Origin of the sequence: Spiractinospora alimapuensis (assembly GCF_018437505.1) — a bacterium.
GTDB lineage: Bacteria > Actinomycetota > Actinomycetes > Streptosporangiales > Streptosporangiaceae > Spiractinospora > Spiractinospora alimapuensis.
Genome location: NZ_CP072467.1, coordinates 4745294 through 4763003, shown reverse-complemented (window position 1 = coordinate 4763003; position 17710 = coordinate 4745294). Strand labels below are relative to the sequence as shown.

General features: G+C 67.5%; 16 protein-coding genes and 1 pseudogene. 11 read left to right on the top strand and 6 right to left on the bottom strand.

Annotation, left to right across the window (positions count from 1 at the left end; all coding sequences use genetic code 11):
* The first annotated feature begins 151 nt into the window (after positions 1 to 151).
* Positions 152 to 1060: a DUF2268 domain-containing protein gene (locus tag J4H86_RS22360; protein ID WP_236540056.1), complete on the top strand. Its 909-nt coding sequence runs from the start codon at positions 152 to 154 to the stop codon at positions 1058 to 1060.
* Entirely contained in the window at positions 1057 to 1398 is a 342-nt protein-coding gene (locus J4H86_RS22355) for a MerR family transcriptional regulator (protein ID WP_236540055.1), read from the top strand. The genes J4H86_RS22360 and J4H86_RS22355 overlap by 4 nt, the downstream gene beginning before the upstream one ends.
* Here the strand turns inward: J4H86_RS22355 and J4H86_RS22350 are convergent.
* Positions 1358 to 2356 carry an IS481 family transposase gene (locus J4H86_RS22350; RefSeq protein WP_236540053.1) on the bottom strand — a complete coding sequence of 333 codons (999 nt, stop codon included), beginning with the start codon at positions 2354 to 2356 and terminating at the stop codon, positions 1358 to 1360. The genes J4H86_RS22355 and J4H86_RS22350 overlap by 41 nt on opposite strands.
* 209 nt (positions 2357 to 2565) lie before the next feature.
* Here J4H86_RS22350 and J4H86_RS22345 point away from each other — a divergent pair, with 209 nt between their 5' ends.
* Positions 2566 to 3000, top strand: a complete 435-nt coding sequence (locus J4H86_RS22345; protein WP_236540051.1) for a TipAS antibiotic-recognition domain-containing protein — start codon at positions 2566 to 2568, stop codon at positions 2998 to 3000.
* 131 nt (positions 3001 to 3131) lie between these two features.
* On the opposite strand, the gene J4H86_RS22340 is transcribed toward J4H86_RS22345, so the two are convergent.
* Positions 3132 to 3728 (bottom strand): TetR/AcrR family transcriptional regulator, encoded by a 597-nt coding sequence (locus J4H86_RS22340; RefSeq protein WP_141784290.1) that lies wholly within the window; start codon positions 3726 to 3728, stop codon positions 3132 to 3134.
* A gap of 89 nt (positions 3729 to 3817) precedes the next feature.
* Between J4H86_RS22340 and J4H86_RS22335 the strand changes: the two genes are divergently transcribed.
* From J4H86_RS22335 to J4H86_RS22325, 3 genes are all read left to right on the top strand, one after another.
* Positions 3818 to 3988 (top strand): SDR family NAD(P)-dependent oxidoreductase, encoded by a 171-nt coding sequence (locus J4H86_RS22335; protein WP_236540049.1) that lies wholly within the window; start codon positions 3818 to 3820, stop codon positions 3986 to 3988.
* Between the two features lie 95 nt (positions 3989 to 4083).
* Complete coding sequence (locus J4H86_RS22330; RefSeq protein WP_236540048.1) at positions 4084 to 5394, top strand: ISL3 family transposase; 1311 nt, start codon at positions 4084 to 4086, stop codon at positions 5392 to 5394.
* A 65-nt stretch (positions 5395 to 5459) separates the two neighbouring features.
* Positions 5460 to 6128, top strand: coding sequence for a hypothetical protein (locus tag J4H86_RS22325; protein ID WP_236540046.1), 669 nt, complete (start codon positions 5460 to 5462; stop codon positions 6126 to 6128).
* A 161-nt stretch (positions 6129 to 6289) separates the two neighbouring features.
* On the opposite strand, the gene J4H86_RS22320 is transcribed toward J4H86_RS22325, so the two are convergent.
* Entirely contained in the window at positions 6290 to 6856 is a 567-nt protein-coding gene (locus tag J4H86_RS22320; protein ID WP_236540045.1) for a TetR/AcrR family transcriptional regulator, read from the bottom strand.
* A gap of 98 nt (positions 6857 to 6954) precedes the next feature.
* Here J4H86_RS22320 and J4H86_RS22315 point away from each other — a divergent pair, with 98 nt between their 5' ends.
* A complete protein-coding gene (locus J4H86_RS22315; protein WP_236540043.1) occupies positions 6955 to 7875 on the top strand; it encodes an NmrA family NAD(P)-binding protein in 921 nt (306 codons plus the stop codon).
* A gap of 246 nt (positions 7876 to 8121) precedes the next feature.
* Here the strand turns inward: J4H86_RS22315 and J4H86_RS22310 are convergent.
* Positions 8122 to 8343: pseudogene (locus tag J4H86_RS22310) on the bottom strand (transposase family protein); the annotation flags it as partial.
* Between J4H86_RS22310 and J4H86_RS22305 the strand changes: the two are divergent.
* Positions 8248 to 8514, top strand: coding sequence for a hypothetical protein (locus J4H86_RS22305; RefSeq protein ID WP_236544206.1), 267 nt, complete (start codon positions 8248 to 8250; stop codon positions 8512 to 8514). The pseudogene J4H86_RS22310 and the gene J4H86_RS22305 overlap by 96 nt on opposite strands.
* Positions 8504 to 9181 carry an SDR family NAD(P)-dependent oxidoreductase gene (locus tag J4H86_RS22300; protein WP_236540041.1) on the top strand — a complete coding sequence of 226 codons (678 nt, stop codon included), beginning with the start codon at positions 8504 to 8506 and terminating at the stop codon, positions 9179 to 9181. The genes J4H86_RS22305 and J4H86_RS22300 overlap by 11 nt, the downstream gene beginning before the upstream one ends.
* Before the next feature lie 27 nt (positions 9182 to 9208).
* Here the strand turns inward: J4H86_RS22300 and ychF are convergent, their stop codons facing one another.
* On the bottom strand, positions 9209 to 10303 hold the full coding sequence (gene ychF, locus J4H86_RS22295; RefSeq protein WP_236540039.1) for a redox-regulated ATPase YchF: 1095 nt from the start codon (positions 10301 to 10303) through the stop codon (positions 9209 to 9211).
* Between the two features lie 485 nt (positions 10304 to 10788).
* On the opposite strand from ychF, the gene J4H86_RS22290 reads away from it, so the two are divergent.
* Entirely contained in the window at positions 10789 to 11622 is an 834-nt protein-coding gene (locus J4H86_RS22290; protein ID WP_236540037.1) for an FkbM family methyltransferase, read from the top strand.
* A gap of 27 nt (positions 11623 to 11649) precedes the next feature.
* On the opposite strand, the gene J4H86_RS22285 is transcribed toward J4H86_RS22290, so the two are convergent.
* The gene (locus tag J4H86_RS22285; RefSeq protein WP_236540035.1) at positions 11650 to 14121 is read right to left on the bottom strand and encodes a beta-glucosidase family protein; all 2472 of its coding nucleotides are present in this window, start codon (positions 14119 to 14121) and stop codon (positions 11650 to 11652) included.
* A 282-nt stretch (positions 14122 to 14403) separates the two neighbouring features.
* Between J4H86_RS22285 and J4H86_RS22280 the strand changes: the two genes are divergently transcribed.
* Positions 14404 to 17622 (top strand): BTAD domain-containing putative transcriptional regulator, encoded by a 3219-nt coding sequence (locus J4H86_RS22280; protein WP_236540033.1) that lies wholly within the window; start codon positions 14404 to 14406, stop codon positions 17620 to 17622.
* Positions 17623 to 17710 lie beyond the last annotated feature (88 nt).

Sequence of the window (17710 nt, the reverse complement as noted above, 5' to 3'; positions counted from 1 at the left end):
TCGGGTCCGGTGAAGGCTTCGAGGCGATCATCGCTATGACTACACGTTGAAGCGGAACTCCACCACGTCGCCGCAGATACCAACCTCTGGAGAAGTTAGCTACTCCCCGGGTTTGACCTTGTCGTAACGGCAAGGTTTACCGTCTCTTGCTATGACTATTTCAGTGATTGACAGCGCGTCGAGCATGCGCCGAGTGCTCGCAGCGACACCCGATGACCGCGCCGATCTGGTCCGTGAGATGTGGTCTCCCCTGGCTGGGATGTACCACTTCATCCCGGGAGGGGTCGACATGGCCAACGTGCACCGACAGAACTTCGGCTTCGACTGGGAGGGCGCAACCGAACCGATCCAGGGGGCCCTCGAGCGTCTCGTCGAGGCAGACGCCTGGAACCGCATCACTACGGCGCTCGAGTCCGGAGCCGCGGCACTCCGGGCAGCTGCCCCGGGCATCGAGGTGCCCGATCTGCAGGTGCTCCTCGTGTTAGGCGATCCCGACAACAAGCACTTCGTCGACGAGATCCAGGGGCTGTCCGCATTCGGTGGAATCAGCGGCTACATCACCATCACCGTCTGGCCCACGCCCCAGGTTCTGGAGCGACTCGAAGCGATTGCCGTTCATGAACTGCACCACAATGTGCGGTACTCGCCGGGCGGAGTCGTATGGGACCCGATGACGGTCACCGTCGGCGAGCAGGTAATCTCGGAAGGGCTTGCGGACGTGTTCGCTGCGGAGCTGTTCGGCGACCGCGGGTACACGCATTTCGTCAGTGAAAGCACCCACAACGATGCCGAAGTCCTTGCGAAGGTCGCAAGCGGGCTGCACGTCACAGGCATGCAGAACTTCACGGCGTGGGTGCATGGTGACGCGAGCGCGCGCCTCCTCGGCGCAGAGCCAGTTGGCCTGCCCACGGGTGCTGGCTACGCAGCCGGCATACGGCTAGTTCGCGCCTACCTCGATGCCACAGGAGCCACCGCGGCACAGAGCATTGCCGTGCCTGTGGACGAGGTTCTGCGTGTCGCCGCGCCTCAACTGGGCTTGCGCCTCAATCGGGAAGAATGAGAACGACGTCAACCAGCTGGAGGCAGTCCGTGGAGTGGACCGTGCACGAGCTCGCAGAACGTGCGGGCATCAGCGGGCGAACGCTGCGTCACTACCACCAGATTGGGCTGCTCGAGCCAGACCGCGTCGGGTCCAACGGTTACCGGTACTACGGGCCCGACGCAGTCTCCCGCCTACAGCGAATCCTGCTGTTGCGAGAAACGGGCATGCCGCTGGCCGACATCGCGGACGTACTTGATGTGCCCACAACTCCTGAGGTGGAAGTCCAAGCGCTCACCGGGCACTTGGAGCATCTCGCTAGGTGTGATGTCCAGGCAGGTTGTTTTGGATTCTGCTGATGGGTGGGGCCCCGATTGCGGAGTGGTGCCTGTGATGATTGTAGAAGTGCAGCCAGCCTGGTAGCGCCATGCGACGCTCGGCTTCTGATCCGTAGAACCGGGCGTAGGCCCAGCCGTCGGCGAGGGTGCGGTGGAAGCGTTCGATCTTCCCGTTGGTCTGCGGCCGGTAAGGGCGGGTCTTCTTCGCCGTGATCCCGAGTTCTGCGCAGGCATCGCGCCAGGCGTGGGACTTGTAGGCGGAGCCGTTGTCCGAGAGGACACGCTCGACGGGGACACCCCGGGCGGCGAACCATGAGACAGCACGACGCAGGACGCCGATCGCCGTCTGCGCTTTCTCGTCAGAGCAGATCTCAGCGTAAGCAACACGGGAGTGGTCGTCGATGACGGTGTGGACGAACGCGGTGCCCAACCGGGGCTCATAGCGGTGGTTCCTGCTTTGCAGACGGGTCGCGGTGGCCTCCCGGTTGCGTTCGCCCTGGACGCGGCCGACGAACCGCCATCCGCCGCCGTCGGGGATGTTGCCGAACTTCGTGACGTCGACATGGATCAGCGAGCCGGGATGGTCGTGCTCGTATCGTCGGATGGGTTCTCCCGTGACCCGATCGATATGGCTGAGCCTGTTGATTCGACATCGCACGAGCACTGCGTGGATGGTCGAGGCGGGCAGCCCGAGTTCACCGGCGATCTGGGCCGGGCCGAGACGGCCCCGCCACCGCCGCTTCACGATCCGCTTGACCACGGGCAGTGGCGTCTTCGTCGGCATCGATCGCGGCCGACTCGAACGATCGGTCATCCTGGCGGGGCCCTCCAGCCTCAGCCGAGCCGCCCATTTTCGGGCCGTGACGGGAGAGACCATGAACATCTTCGCCGCGACCTGCGGCGACCAGCCGTCCTCGACGATCAGGCGCGCCAGGCGGAGTCGAGCGCGCGGGGTCAGGGCAGCGTTAGCGTGGGACACGAGGGCCTCCTGGTACGTGAAGCGGTTGAACTCAACAGCTCCACTTCACAACCGGAGGCCCTCACCTCTCAGCTGTTCACGGCCGTGTCGCCGAAACAACGTCCCTGGACATCACAGCTAGGGAACGCGACTCTCTGAATCGACGCATCAACGCGGTGGAGCACACCTTGTCCATGCGTCGCCAGGGCCGCGAACCTCGCATGGATGTCATGCTCGAGGGATTCAACGACCGATATGAGGTTGAGGTCGTCGAGCGCTGGGGCCGCGACGCATTCGACGCATCGAATCAGTGGTGGCACGGGAAATCGGTCCAGCAGCAAAAGGCATGGAAAGTCAGAGCCGACGCCCTACTCACCCGGTGGCGTGTGATCCAGCAGGAAGGGCATGAACTGGACTCCGCGATAGCGCAGGAGCACGCGGCCGTTCACGTGGAGTGGTTCAAGGAGATTCCGGGAACTCCTACCCATGCAGGCGACACGGCGAAGTCCGTCGACATGATCCGTGGTCTCGCAGACCAGTACGAAACGAACCCCGACTTCCATGTCGCCTTCGGAACCCCGGAGGCCGCAAGTTTCGCTGCAAACGCGTTGCGACTTCACGTGCGAGGACTAAAGCCTTCTCCTGCGGATGACCTCAGAGGTTAATTTGAAAATCTAAACTCCACCGAATTCCAGCACGTAGAACCATCTGGCTACGCCGGGCTCGATCTGCAGAGTCACGCCTTGCCGGCCATCCAGTTAGCACAGCGAGCTGGCCCAGCCCGCTGAAGCGGCCATCACGGCCGCGTCTCGTTCCCGGCGTCGTCTCGATGCTGAAGTCCTCGCAGCAGGACATCGACGAGTCCGACCGCAGAGGCCCGCCACGCTTCGCTGGGATTCACCGACGCGACACCGCCGAGCGCGCGCAACAGATCGACCGGGTCAATACCAGCACTCAACTGCCCAGAGCTCTGAGCCTGAAGAACCAGCTCAGCGACGCTGGACGACAACCGCTCGGTCGAGTCACGGAAGAGCGCGTCAGGGCCACGCAACAGCGTGCCGAGGACTTCCGACATCCCCCTCTTGGTGTCGAGGAACTCGACGAACAGCAGCAACCACTCGCGAAGTGCCTCGATCGGGTCGCGTTCGGCTCCAAGCTCTCGGGCCGCGGTCACGAGAGCGTCGACTTCCTCGGTGTAGATCGCTTCGATCAACGCGTCACGCTGAGGAAAGTGCCGATACAACGTCGCAATGCTCACGCCGGCCTCTTGCGCAACGCGGTCCAAGCTGCCGAGACCGCCGTCCTCGTCGACGACCGCTCGCGCGGCGGCGATGAGCCGAGACCGGTTGCGTTGCGCGTCGGCGCGCGGCCTACGGCCAGTGGGCGGACTCATGGCACAACGCTTCCCATCGACCCAGCGTAAGCGTAGAGTCACTACGGATCACAATCCGTAGTATCCCTCCGTTTCGAGTCAGGAGCACCATGCCCGACCTCACCGTCCTGATCACTGGAGCAACAGACGGCATCGGACGTCGACTCGCCACGCGGTTCGCGCGCCCCGGGAACCACCTGCTCCTCCACGGCCGTGATGCTCGTCGAGGAGCTGACACGGTCGCCGAGGCTGAATCGGGCTCATCGCAGTTGAGGGTGTAGCGGCTGGTGGCGGGGTGGGCGCGTCGGTGCAGCGATAGACGTCGAGGTCTCCCGATGATGGAAGTTCTCACGCTCGCCATCTGGAAGACCTCGACATGCCCAACGCTACCTTCTTGTCCCCAGATCTCGATGCTTTCTGTGGGCTGGGCACGCTCGGTCTCACGGCCACCGGCCAGCGCGTCGAGCCCGACCACAGCGTCCTGGAATGTCGGGTCCTCGAGGACGATCGGTGGTGCCATCGCTGCGGTCAGACAGGTGTGCCTCGAGGGACGGTGACCAGGGCGATCGTTCACGTCCCGCTCGGATGGCGGCCGACGATACTGCAGGTCAGAGTGCGCCGCTACCGCTGTCCGGACTGCTGCACCGTGTGGCGCCAGGACACCACGACCGCTGCCGCGCCACGCACGAAGCTGTCACGCGACGCAGTGCTGTGGGCGCTGAAGAGCGTGGTCATCGACCGGATGTCGATCGCACGAGTCGCCGAGAACCTCGGCACTGCCTGGCACACCGTGAACAACGCGGTCCTCGAGGCCGGCACCCAGCTCCTCATCAACGATCCTGCGCGGCTCGACGGGGTCCGCGTGCTCGGCGTTGACGAGCACGTCTGGTCCCACACCAGAGGCGGCAGCAAGTACGTCACCGTAATCATCGACCTGACTCCGGTCCGCGATGGCACCGGCCCCTCGAGGCTGCTGGACATGGTCCCAGGACGCTCGAAGAAGGTGTTCAAGACCTGGCTCGACCAGCAGGAACAGACCTTCCGGGACGGGATCGAGACCGTCGCGATGGACGGCTTCACCGGCTTCAAGACCGCCGCCGCGGAAGAGATCCCACAGGCCGAAGCGGTGATGGACCCCTTCCACGTCGTCGCCCTGGCCGGTGACGCACTGGACCGCTGCCGGCAACGGATCCAACAGGCCACCTGCGGGCACCGCGGTCGCTCTGGGGATCCTCTCTACGGGATACGTCGAGTCCTCCGCACTGGCGCAGGCCTCCTGAGCGATCGCCAGTGCGACCGTCTGAACAGCGTGTTCGCCGCAGACGAGCATGCCGCGGTCTACGCCACCTGGGGCATCTACCAGCGGATCGTGGAGGCTTACCGCAACCCTGATCGCGCTGCTGCGAAGCAGCAACTCGCAGCAGTGATCAAGGACCTCGCAGGCGACGTTCCAGCCTCGTTGACCGAGGTCATCACGCTCGGCCGCACCCTGAAACGCCGGGCCGAGGACGTGCTGGCCTACTTCGACCGCCCCGGCACCAGCAACGGACCCACCGAAGCGATCAATGGCCGCCTCGAGCACCTCCGCGGCGCCGCGCTGGGCTTCCGCAACCTCGCCCACCACATCCTCCGGTCTCTCCTCGACACCGGCGGATTCAGACCCCTGCTACACCTTCAAATGCGATGAGCCGTCAACGTGGCCGTCGTGGGCGGGGTCTGGTGGCGCGAACGCTCTCGGAAAGCGGACACCCCGTGATCAAGAACTTCAAGCGCCGGTGGCAGATGGGCAAAGTTCGGCGCGGCGACGGAAGCATTCTCAAGCCCTTTCGTTGGTGGCAACTGCTCAGCAGGTGCCTGTTCTACATCCGGCTGATCGACCAGACCGGCACACCGCACCTCTACGCGGTGGACGTTCACCATATGACCGATGCCAAGTCCAAGTCCGACCATGAAGCGGGCAAAGGCACAGCTCCCGCCGCGCTCTACCGGGACGGGGTGCAGATTGCCCGATCCAATGTGCCCACCATCTTCACCGTGCCCAGCGGGACGATCCAGGTCGCCACCAGCGGATTCGGGGTCAAACGCATGCACTACATCCCCGACGACACCGGCGCAGAGCACATGCTGCACCCCGACCCTCGATCCCAAGAAGGACGTCGCGCGAAGTTCGCCGACCGGCATCCTGCGATGAGCAGAGGTGTGGGGCTGGTCTCGCTAGTGGTTCTGCTCATCGCGCTGAGCCTGAGCATCCTGCAAGGTGTCGAGTCGATCACCGCGATACCACCGGTTACCGAGCACATCGGCACCTTCAACTCACCGGTGAGTCTTCCCGCCTGGGCAAACATCGCAATGATCCTGGCTGGGTACGAACGAGCCACCCGACTGCGCCATCACTGGCTGATCGACTCGGCAGCGACATGATGAGAATGCTTCCGCAGCGGCCTCATCGAGTGAGACCTCCTGCCTTCGGGATGATCACACTCTGATCATGCTGATTCGTCGATACCCGAAGCAACCTGCCCACCGGCGCCGCTGCCAACCATGCGAACCGCTGGGGCCGCCGCGCTGGTGGAGGATGCGGATCAGGGCGGCGGGCTGATGCCCTCGATGGCCAGGGAGAACAGGCGGTTCGCCTGGGTCGCCGGATCGGGATGGTTCTCCGTCGCGAGGGCGATACCGACGACCGTGGCGATGAGATCCTCAGCGGTCACACCTTCGCGCACACTGCCGTCGGCGACCGCTCGGTTGAGGAGTGGGTCTGTCGCCTCTGCCAATTCGCGCGCGCAGCCGTTCGCGTAGACGGGGCCGGAGACGGCGTCATCATGAGCCAAAGTGGCAGCGAACCCTCGGGCGTCGATGCAGTAGCTCAGGACCTGGCTGAGAAATGTCAGCAACGCCTGGCGGCTTTCCTCCTCCGCGGCGAGGAGCCTGGCCGAGCTGCATAGCCCATCGATGCGCTGCTGGAAGACGGCATACATCAGAGCCCGCCGGGTCGGGAAGTGTCGGCGCACCGTGGCGGAGCCGACGCCGGCCACCCGAGCAATCTTCTCCAGGGAGGCTTCAGCCCCGTGTGCAGCTACTTCTGCCTCGGCCACCGTCAGGATACGCGCGTAGTTGCGGCGCGCGTCGGCTCGCTGGCGCTCGGGCATCGAGGCCTCCTGGTTGCTAAACGGCGGGGTCCGCCGTATCGTCGTTGTCAGAAGTGGCGGGCTCCGCCGTTTCATTCCCACTCTAGCGAAGGAGACCCATGTCGCCATCGAGCACAGCCCCCGTTCTGGTTACCGGCGCGACAGGCAAGCAAGGGGGCGCGACGGTCCATGCACTGATCGAGGCCGGCATCCCGGTCCGCGCCTTCGTCCGCGATCCGAAGAGAGGCGCCGCGGTCGAGCGACTCGGAGCGGAACTCGCGGTCGGCGACCTGCACGATCGCGAATCGGTCATCCGGGCCGCCCAAGGCGCCCGCGGCATCTTCTCCGTGCAGATGCCGAGCATGAGCGCCGACGGCGTCGACTTCGAAGGCGAGATGCGTCAGGCCGTCAACCTGATCGAGGCCGCCAAGGTGGCCGGTGTGCAGCAGCTCGTCCATACCTCTGTGAGCGGAGCCGGACAGCACTCCACGGCGCCTGGGTGGGCCGAAGGCGACTGGGGCATGACCGCGGACTCGCTCGACGCGAAAAGCGCCATCCAAGACCGGGTGCGTGCGGCCGGCCTTGATCGCTGGACAATCCTGAAGCCTGGCACGTTCATGGAGAACTTTCTGCCCTCCGCCGCCTACATGTTCCCCCGCGGCCTCGAAGGCGGACTGATCACCGCGCTCCGGCCGGACACTCACCTCGCCCTCGTCGCGGTGGAAGACATCGGCCGCGCGGCGGCGGCTGCCTTCGCCAATGCGGATCGCTTCCACGGCGTAGAGCTGGAACTGGCCAGCGACTACCGGTCGATGACTCAGATCGCGGAGACCCTCTCGCACGTACTCGGACTGACCATCCCCGCGCCGGACATGAGCGAGGAGCAAGCGGTCGAGGCCGGCATGCCGGCCATGGGAACCTCCCACCGATGGCTGAACGCCTTCGGGCAGCCCGCCCGACCGGAGTATGCGCACGCGCTCGGGATTCCCACAACCAGCTTCGAGGCGTGGGCCTGGCGGCACCTCGGTGCAACCTCGTGATCACAGCGCGCAACGCGAAGCGCTCCGGGCAAACGGTCGGCTGGTTGGCGATGGCGCGGCAGTAACGCCACCACTCGCCGCACGCACCGCAGGCGCCGGCGCCTGGGCGACCTGCCCACACCTCGACCAGAGCAGATAACCCACCCCACCCCCGCGCATGCGACGATCATCCCGACGAGAGGACCCCGAAGCGATGACCCACCACGCGCAGAACACCTCGCCAGCGCGGTTCATGACACTGGACGACGTGCAGCAGTCCGGACAGCGGTAGCGGCGCACTCTGACCTGCAGTATCGTCGGCCGCCATCCGAGCGGGACGTGAACGATCGCCCTGGTCACCGTCCCTCGAGGCACACCTGTCTGACCGCAGCGATGGCACCACCGATCGTCCTCGAGGACCCGACATTCCAGGACGCTGTGGTCGGGCTCGACGCGCTGGCCGGTGGCCGTGAGACCGAGCGTGCCCAGCCCACAGAAAGCATCGAGATCTGGGGACAAGAAGGTAGCGTTGGGCATGTCGAGGTCTTCCAGATGGCGAGCGTGAGAACTTCCATCATCGGGAGACCTCGACGTCTATCGCTGCACCGACGCGCCCACCCCGCCACCAGCCGCTACACCCTCAACTGCGATGAGCCCTGAATCGGCGGGCGCTTCGGCACACTTTCTGCCCGCCGACCTCGCTTCGCTCGACGACGTACGAGTGCTGGCCCACACCGTCCTCGACACCTGCGACCAGCTGGACATCCTTGTCAACAACGCCGGCATCTCGGTCCCCGGTGGACCTCGCGAACAGACCCCAGAGGGCTTCGAGCGACACCTCGCGGTGAACTACCTCGCACCGTTCCTCATGACGCGGCTCCTACTGCCGACGCTCAGCGCTGCGCGGCCGTCCCGCATCGTCAACGTCGTCTCGGCCGGCCAGAGCAGCATCAGCTTCGATGACCTCATGCTGAATAGCGGCTATAGCGGCACTCGTGCCTACGGTCAGAGCAAAGTCGCACTCGGCATGCTCACGTTCGATCTCGCCCAGGAGCATGCAACCAGTGTCTTGACCGCGAACTGCCTGCATCCCGGAACGCACCTCGATACGACGATGGTCCGAGCCGCAGGCATCGCCCCATCCGGCTCGGCAGACCAAGGAGCGCAGGCCGTGTACCGACTGGCGACCGACCCCTCGCTGGCGGACACGACTGGGCACTACTTCGACGGCACGCGCAGAAGCCGGATGCATCCGCAGGCGTACGACACCGATGCACGCGCGCAGCTGCGCCGCATCAGCGAGCGTCTCACCGGGCTCGTCCACTGAATAGCGGGAGATGTTCGCGCCGCGTGACTACACGTTGAAGCGGAACTCCACCACGTCGCCGTCGCGCATGACGTAGTCCTTGCCCTCCAGGCGGACCTTGCCGGCGGCGCGGGCGTCGTTCATGGAGCCGGCCTTGGTCAGGTCGTCGAAGGACACGACCTCGGCCTTGATGAAGCCGCGTTGGAAGTCGGTGTGGATCACGCCGGCCGCCTCGGGGGCGGTGGCTCCCTTGGGGATGGTCCAGGCGCGGGCTTCCTTGGGGCCGGCGGTGAGGTAGGTGCTCAGGCCGAGGGTGTTGAAGCCGACGCGGGCGAGTTGGTCGAGGCCGGCCTCGCTCTGGCCCATGGACTCCAGGAGCTCGGCGGCCTCATCGGCGTCGAGCTCGACCAGCTCGGCCTCGATCTTGGCGTCGAGGAAGATGGCCTCGGCCGGGGCGACCAGCTCGGAGAGCTGCTTGCGCAGCGCGTCGTCGGTGAGCTGGTCGGTGTCCAGGTTGAACACGTACAGCAGCGGCTTGATGCTCAGCAGGTTGAGCTCACGGATCGGCGCCAGGTCCAGGCCGGCCGCCGGGGCTCCGGTGGACAGTGGGGTGCCCTCGTTCAGGATCTCCTGCGCCTTGCGCGCGGTCTCCAGCGCTTCCTTGGCCGCGGCGTCCTTGGCGTTACGCTTGGCGTCCTTCTCCAGACGCGGCAGCGCCTTCTCCACGGTCTGGAGGTCGGCGAGGATGAGCTCGGTGTTGATGGTCTCGATATCGCGCTCCGGACCGATGCCGCCGTCCACGTGGGTGACGTCGCCGTCGTCGAAGACCCGGATGACCTGGCAGATGGCGTCGCTCTCGCGGATGTGCGCGAGGAACTGGTTGCCTAGGCCCTCACCCTCCGAGGCGCCCCGCACGATGCCGGCGATGTCGACGAACGTCACGGTCGCGGGAAGGATCTTCGCCGACCCGAACACCTCGGCCAGCGTGCCGAGCCGGGGGTCAGGAACGTTCACTACCCCCACGTTGGGTTCGATCGTCGCGAAGGGGTAGTTCGCGGCGAGCGCGTTGTTCTTGGTCAGGGCGTTGAACAGTGTGGACTTGCCGACGTTGGGCAGTCCCACGATCCCGATGGAGAGACTCACGCCGACCAAGTCTAGGTGCTGTGGGAGGGGCTTTCGTTTCCGTGCGCTGCGCGCACGGCGGGGCCACCGAACCCCCGGGAACACCACTGTCCGTGCCGGCGAACTCGCTGTCGGTAGGAAGCTCGAAAGAATCCGGTTACCTGGCCCCACCTGGCCGTTTATCCCGAGCGGCAAGCGTTCTAGGCTCGGACACATCCCGGGCGCGGACCGTGGGTAACTCCACGGAAGGAAACATTCGGGAAAACGGGACCCACCACCCACTATGGCGGTAACGTCGTCTCGCCTGGGACGTCTCTGGGGCATGTTTCGTGGATCAGCCCCTAATGCGTCTCGGACACCATCGGGGGGGATAATCCAGAGTGGTCAATGAGTCGGTGCGGGCTTTTGTGCGCCGCCATCCAGTTGTGCGCTACGCGGCACGTCAACTGCGAGTCCGACTTCCCGAGTCGTGGGGAGGTTTGGACCGCGAACGTATCCCTCCGCGCGTGCGCGAGTTCGAGCTCGCGTTACCCCACCGGCCGGACGCCGAGACCCCGGAGCGCTCGACGCTGCGAATCCGGGCCCCCGGAGACTACTGGGTTCCCAGCCGGCTGCAGGCCGAGGGGCTCGTGGGTTACGAACGGTCGGGGATCGCCTGTTTCCTCGCGGCCATCGAACTCTCCCCTCCCGGCGCGGTGCTCGACGTCGGCGCGAACATCGGCCTCTACGCCGCGCTGGCCAGCGCACGGTCCCAACGCCCGGTCTTCGCCTTCGAACCCACCCCGGCGGTCGCACAGGTGGCCCGGGACATCGCGGTCGACAACGACCTCAACTACACCGTTGTCGAGCTCGCGTTGAGCAATCACACAGGCACGGGAACACTGCGCCTGTCCGGAGTCACCGAAGGTTCGAACTCCCTGGTGGAGGGACCCTATCCGGAGATCGGCCGGCTCCAGGTGCCGGTGGACACCCTGGCCCGCTGGCGGGACCGCGCCACCATCGCCCCCTCCGTGATCAAGATCGACACCGAGTCGACCGAACCCGACGTCGTCGCCGGGGCCCTGGAGATACTCCGCAGGTTCCGGCCGTGGGTGGTGTGCGAGGTCCGCCCGGAGCGCGACGTGGCGGACCGGCTGATGGCCCTGCTGGAGCCGCTGGAGTACACCTGGCACTGCCTCGGCAGGCGCACCCCGGCCCCCGCACAGCCCGTCATCGTCGGCGACACCGAACGACCCGTCTGGCTGTTCGCCCCGGTGGAGCCCACCGACGCCTTCTGGTCGCGCGTGGAGGAGTGGCGGGCCGCGCTCGGGCTCTGCCAACCGCTCGCGCCCACGGGCTGACCCCGCACGCCCCCGGAACGCGCCCGGTCAGGTGATCGGGAGGGCAGCGGCCAGGCGAATGTCCCGATAGGACGCACCCGCCAGGATCTGGTAACTCCCCGGAGGCAGCCGCCACCCCTCGTCCGTCCACACTTCGGCCGCGCGGCGCGGCAGGACGATGTCGGCCTGGGCGACGTCGCCGGGCTCCGCCGTCACACTGGCGAACCCGGCGAGCCAGAAGCGGGGGCGGTCCGGGCCGTCGGCGCGGTCGGGAGCGGACAGGTAGACCTGCACCACGTCCCGCCCCGGGCGCGTGCCCACGTTGGTGATCCGCACCCGGACCCGCGCCAGCTCGGTGTCGTCCAGCCCCGGCCCCGCCGCGACGGAGTCGTAGCGCCACTCGGTGTAGCCCAGTCCGTGCCCGAAGCAGTAGGCGGGCGTGCGTCCGGCTCTCTCCCACGCGCGGTACCCGACGAACACGCCCTCCTCGTAGACGAGTTCCCCGTAGTTCGGCCTGGTGGCGAGCACGGGGGCGTCGTCCTCACGGTCGGGCCAGGTGGTGGGAAGACGGCCGGTCGGCTCACGCACTCCGAGCAGGACGTCGGCGACCGCCGCCCCCATCTCCTGCCCGCCGAACCAGCCCAGCAGGATGCCGGACACGTCCTCGCGCCAGGGAGTGAGGACCGGTGCGCCACAGTTGAGGACCACGATGGTGCGCGGATTGACGCTGGCGACGCGACGTACCAGCTCGTCCTGTGTACCGGGGAGGGCAAGGGACTCGCGGTCGAACCCCTCGGACTCGACGTCCTCCGACGTCCCCACCACGACGATCGCCACGTCGGCGTTCTTGGCGAGGTCCTCAGCCTCGTCGAGTTGCCGCTGCGGGTCGGGCAGGGGTTCGCTGTAGGCGAGGCTGAACAGGGCGAACTCGAGGTTCGCGGGGTCGATGTCGGTCTTGACCAGTGCGAACGACACCGTGCCCGGTTCCAGGTGCATCTCGACCCGCTTGCGCGCGGGCGCGAGCAGGGCCGCACCGGGGTTCTCGGGGTCGGCCAGGGTGAGGGTCCCGCTGAAGCGCTCCTTGCCGTTGACGATGAGTGTGAGGCGGCCTTGACCGCGCACCTCGAAGACGTGGCGTCCAGGCTCGGCGACGTCGACCGTTCCGGAGAGCTCCACCGCGCGGACGTCCTCGACCTCGACATCCCCGAGCAGTTCGGGCAGTCCGTTGGTGGATGCCTGGGACAGGTCCGCCCCGGAGAGCAGTGAGCCGTCGTCGTCATACAGTTCGGCCCGGACCGCGCCCTCGATGACGGGCAGGGACAGCCGCGGGTTGGAGCCCTCGGCGTAGCTCACCTCCACTCCGGGTGGGAGGGCGTCGCGGAGTCCTTGGAGCGGGGATATCCGGTACGGGGGGAACACCCGAGCGCTTCCCCCGCCACCGGTTCGGGGGTGGGCCGCGGCGGCGCCCAGGACAGCGACGCGGCGCAGGCCCTTGGGGTTGAGCGGGAGGGTGGGGCCGCCGCCGGGCTCCACGTGGTTGCGCAGCAGCACCATGGAGCGGGCCGCGAGCTCGTTGGACAACGCGTGCCCGTCGACCACGCCGTCGTAGGGGGCCTCGACCGACGCCCCCTCGAGAGCCCCGGTCCGGGCGGCGAGACGCAGCACTCGGGTCGCCATCCGGTCGATCTGCGGCTCCGGAACGACGCCCTCCTTCACTGCGGCGAGGAGTTTGTCGCCGTAGACGGTGTCGGGGCCCGGCATGGCCACGTCCATTCCGGCCAGGGCGTCGCGCACGGTGTCGCGGGCGGCGTGCCAGTCGGAGACGATGACCCCGCTGAACCCCCACTCCTCGCGGAGCACGGCGTTGAGGGCCGCGTTCTCCGTCATGGTGGTGCCGTTCACGGCGTTGTAGGCGGACATCACCGCCCAGGGGGACGCGTAGCGGATGATCGCCTCGAAGGGCGCCAGGTAGATCTCGCGCAACGTACGGTGGTCGATCTGCACGTCCACGGTGAAACGGTCGGTCTCTGAGTCGTTGGCCACGAAGTGCTTGATCGTCGCACCCACCCCGCCGTCCTGGACCCCGCGGACGAGGCCGATACCGATCTCGGCGGTCAGCAGGGGGTCCTCGGAGTAGCACTCGAAGTGCCGGCCGGCGCGCGGCGTTCGGTGCAGGTTGATCGTCGGCGCGAGGAGGAGGTGGACGCCCTTGCGTCGCGCTTCCTGGGCCAGTAGCCGCCCCGCCGTACGCACGAGCTCGGGATCCCAGGTCGCGGCGAGAGCGGAGGCGTTGGGGAGCTGGACGGCGGTGTCCTCGGGCGCCCACCGCTCGCCCCGCACCCCGGCGGGGCCGTCGGACATGACCAACGGCCGGAGACCGATCTCCGGCTCGGCCGGCAGGCTCCACGTGGTCGCCCCGGACAGAAGCGCGATCTTGGCGGGAAGGTCAAGCTTCGCCAATGCCTCGGTGACGCACTGTTCCCGCCCGGCCTCAGCAGGGGTCGCCGGCTGTTCGGCCATCGTGTGGCTCCTTGTCGGTTCTGGGTCGCACCGGGGCACGCGTCGGCGTTCTCGCTAGCGTAAGTACCCGGGCGGTGTGAGGGAAGCGATTCGTGGGAGCGCTCCCGGAAATTTCTTTACCGGAGCTTTTCTCCCCAGATATCGGACTGACCACAATGGCGGTGGAGGGGTGTGGGTCGTGCGGTGGACGCCGGTGGCCAGCCACCTGCCGCGCGGGATCGCCCGCGCGCACCTCACACTCCATACAGCGGGGCCCACCTGGTTCTCAGAGATAATGGAACGATGCGGATCGGGATCCTCGGCTCCACCGAGTTGTGGACGGACGATGGCGAGGTTCTGCCATCTGGGGGGTCTGGCCGCCGAGCGCTGTTGGCTCGCCTGGCCGTCGAAGCGGGGCGCGTCGTTCCGGTCGGGCGACTTCTCGACGACGTCTACGACACGGGGGCACCAGCGTATGCCGCGAACGCCCTCCAGTCCCAGATTTCGCGAATTCGCGCCACGTTGCGGTCCGTCGACGGCGGACATCTGCTGGAGTCACACCCGGGCGGGTATCGGCTCGCGGTGGCGCCCGAGGACGTCGACGCGCTGCTGTTCCAACGCCTCGCCGCCTCGGGCCAGCGCGCCCTGACCAACGGGGATCCCCACACGGCCGCGCCCGTACTCGACGAGGCGCTCTCCCTGTGGCGAGGTGAGGCGTTGTCGGATGTGGGCGAGGCACCGTTCGTGTCGGCACGGAGGCAGGGACTGGACGAAACCCGCCTCACCGCCATGGAGAGCCGTTATGCGGCGCGACTCGCCATCGGTGACCCATCGGACCTGATCACACCGCTGAAGAGCCTGCTGGCCGAACATCCGTCGCGCGAACGCCTGCGTGGTCTCACCATGCGCGCGCTTGCCTCAGTAGGGCGCCAGGCGGAGGCACTGGCACTGTTCGAGGAGGGACGGGCGTGGCTCGCCGACGAGCTCGGCGCCGACCCGTCCGCGGAGCTCTCGGAGGCGCACCTGGAGGTGCTGCGTGGTGCGGCGTCGGCCCCCGCTCCCTCACCGCACGTCCCCTCACCAGCGACTGGAGGCCCGAAGCTTCCCCGTCCGGCACCCACACCGATCACGCGTTTCGTCGGTGGCGTGACCGAGCTGGATGACCTGGTGGAGCTACTGAAGACCGAACGCCTCGTGACGTTGGTCGGGCCGAGCGGTGTCGGCAAGACCCGGCGCGCGTTGGAGGTGGCGACGCGGGTGACGGGGGCGGTGTGCGTCGCGGAGTTCGCCGACGCGCGGACCGACGCCGAGGTCGTCCAGGTCGTGGTGAACGCGATGGACATCCGCGCGGGCGGGCTCAGCGCCTCGGCGGGCGGCGCGGTCGAGGAGCCCGACGATCCGACGTCGCGCCTGGTGGCCGCTCTCTCGGACACGGCAACGCTCCTGGTCTTCGACAACTGTGAACACGTACTCCCCCACGTCGCCTCACTCGCCCACACGCTGCTGACGTCGTGTCCCGCGCTACGAGTCCTCGCCACCAGTCAGGAGCATCTCGGCGTCACCGGCGAGGTGCTGCGCCCCGTTTCGCCCCTCGCCCTCCCGGACGTGGGGTCCCCGGCCGAGGCGGCGGCCGCCTCCCCAGCGGTCCGACTGTTCGCCGAGCGGGCCCGGGCGGTACGGCCCGGATTCCAGGTGGATGACACCACCGTGGGCGACGTCGTCACGATCTGCCGGACGTTGGACGGACTCCCGCTGGCGATAGAGCTCGCGGCGGCACGTCTGCGGGCTCTGTCTCTGAGCACTGTCACGGAGCGACTGGCCGACCGGTTCGACGTCCTGACCCGTGGGAACCGGGTCGCCCACCCCAAACACAGAACTCTGCGCGCCGCTGTGTCGTGGAGCTGGGATCTCCTGGACGACGAGGAACAACGCCTGGCCCGGCGGTTCTCCGTCTTCTCCGGGGGCGCCACGCTGGACGCGGTGGAGGCGACGTGTGGCGGTTCGGACGTCGCCGACACTCTCGCCGACCTGGTCGATAAGTCGTTCCTCCAGGTGAGCGGGCATCGGTTCCGCATGCTGGAGACGATCCGGACCTACGCGACGGAACGACTCGCGGAGGCCGAGGAGACACGGGACGTCCGCTCGGCCCACGCGGCCCATTTCCTCGCGCTTTCCATCGAGGCCGAACGGCACCTGCGCGGCGCCGATCAGGCGACGTGGCTTCGGACGCTGTCCCCGGAGCAGGAGAATCTGCACGCGGCACTGCGGTGGTCGGTCGAACACGACACGGCGACCGCGCTGCGTCTCATCGCGGCGGCCACCCTGCATATGTGGATGCGGGGGCAGCGCCACGAGTGGAACGCGCTCGGGGCCACGTTGCTGCGGAAGGTGGGCGGGACACCGCCCACCGGCTTGGAGGAGGAATACGTCCTCTGCGCGCTCAACGCCATGGCCGCCGGCCCCGGCGCCCCGGACCTCGCGGAGGGGACCCTGGACCGCGTCGCGGACGTCGTCCTTTCACTGACGGGCCCCCGACACTGGCCGATCCTCACCTTGCTGTGGCCCACCTTCTACGGCGGCTCCCAGGGGGAGGTACCCCACCTCTGGCGGTTCGTCGATGCCTGCCGTTCCAGTGACGAACCTTGGACCAGCGCGACCGCACAGGTCGTGCGGGGATACATCCACATGCACATCGCCGAGCCGGCCAGGGCGGAGCCCGACCTGCGCGAGGGAACCGACCGACTCCGCGCGCTCGGCGACACCTGGGGACAGATCCAGGGGCTCGCGGGGCTCGCGGGCCTGTATTCGGGCAGGGGAGACGCGGAGCGCACGCTCGTACTCACCAGCGAGGCACTGCGGCTCGCCGAAGAGATCGACGCGATCGAGGACTCCGGGGAACTGGCGTGTATGCGGGGGGACGCCCTGGAGCGCCTTGGCCGCCTCGAGGAGTCGGACCGGGAGTACGAACGTGCCGCCGTGTTCGGGCGCCGCGCCGGTTCCCGTGAGGTCATGGTGTGGGCGCGGACGGGGTCGGCACGCGTCGCGCGTTTGCGTGGTGACCTGGCGAAGGCGCGGCGGCTGTGCGATCTCGCCCGCGACGTCGCGACCGAGGGTTCGGTCGGTGGTCCCGCGTGGCGGCGACAGTTCCGTGTGTTGATCGAGCGGTACCGGATCGCCGAGTCTGAACACGGCCCGAGATCGGCGGCGCGCCGTCACGCCGTCGCCCTCGCCAACCCCCAGTCGGCTCCACACTTGCTCGCCTGTGTCGGAGCAGGAGAGGTCATCGCTAGCGCCCTCGCCGCGGCCGGCGAGCCGGAGCGCGCCGCTATCGTGCTGGGCATCACCGTCGCCACCCGCGGCGCCACCGACGTGATCGACGCCGACGGTCGCACCACAGTCAAGACGCTCCGTGCGGCCCTGGGCGACGAAGCGTTCACCGTCGCCTTCACCACCGGAGTCACGACCCCCCGTGCGGATCTCTTCCCCACCGTCGCCGCGGCGGTGGAGACGCTGCGGGGATAGGGGATCGAAGGTTTCACCGCGCCACAGGGTCCGTCGGGTTCCCCCTGGCACACATCACACATTTGTGGTCGTCCGGTCGACATTGGCG

What these genes read in the sequence shown, in the direction of transcription:
- J4H86_RS22360 (WP_236540056.1), top strand. Translation starts at nt 152, where the DNA reads ATGACTATTTCAGTGATTGACAGCGCGTCGAGCATGCGCCGAGTGCTC.
- J4H86_RS22355 (WP_236540055.1), top strand. Translation starts at nt 1,057, where the DNA reads ATGAGAACGACGTCAACCAGCTGGAGGCAGTCCGTGGAGTGGACCGTG.
- J4H86_RS22345 (WP_236540051.1), top strand. Translation starts at nt 2,566, where the DNA reads ATGCTCGAGGGATTCAACGACCGATATGAGGTTGAGGTCGTCGAGCGC.
- J4H86_RS22340 (WP_141784290.1), bottom strand. Translation starts at nt 3,728, where the DNA reads ATGAGTCCGCCCACTGGCCGTAGGCCGCGCGCCGACGCGCAACGCAAC.
- J4H86_RS22335 (WP_236540049.1), top strand. Translation starts at nt 3,818, where the DNA reads ATGCCCGACCTCACCGTCCTGATCACTGGAGCAACAGACGGCATCGGA.
- J4H86_RS22330 (WP_236540048.1), top strand. Translation starts at nt 4,084, where the DNA reads ATGCCCAACGCTACCTTCTTGTCCCCAGATCTCGATGCTTTCTGTGGG.
- J4H86_RS22320 (WP_236540045.1), bottom strand. Translation starts at nt 6,856, where the DNA reads ATGCCCGAGCGCCAGCGAGCCGACGCGCGCCGCAACTACGCGCGTATC.
- J4H86_RS22315 (WP_236540043.1), top strand. Translation starts at nt 6,955, where the DNA reads ATGTCGCCATCGAGCACAGCCCCCGTTCTGGTTACCGGCGCGACAGGC.
- J4H86_RS22305 (WP_236544206.1), top strand. Translation starts at nt 8,248, where the DNA reads ATGGCACCACCGATCGTCCTCGAGGACCCGACATTCCAGGACGCTGTG.
- J4H86_RS22300 (WP_236540041.1), top strand. Translation starts at nt 8,504, where the DNA reads ATGAGCCCTGAATCGGCGGGCGCTTCGGCACACTTTCTGCCCGCCGAC.
- J4H86_RS22285 (WP_236540035.1), bottom strand. Translation starts at nt 14,121, where the DNA reads ATGGCCGAACAGCCGGCGACCCCTGCTGAGGCCGGGCGGGAACAGTGC.
- J4H86_RS22280 (WP_236540033.1), top strand. Translation starts at nt 14,404, where the DNA reads ATGCGGATCGGGATCCTCGGCTCCACCGAGTTGTGGACGGACGATGGC.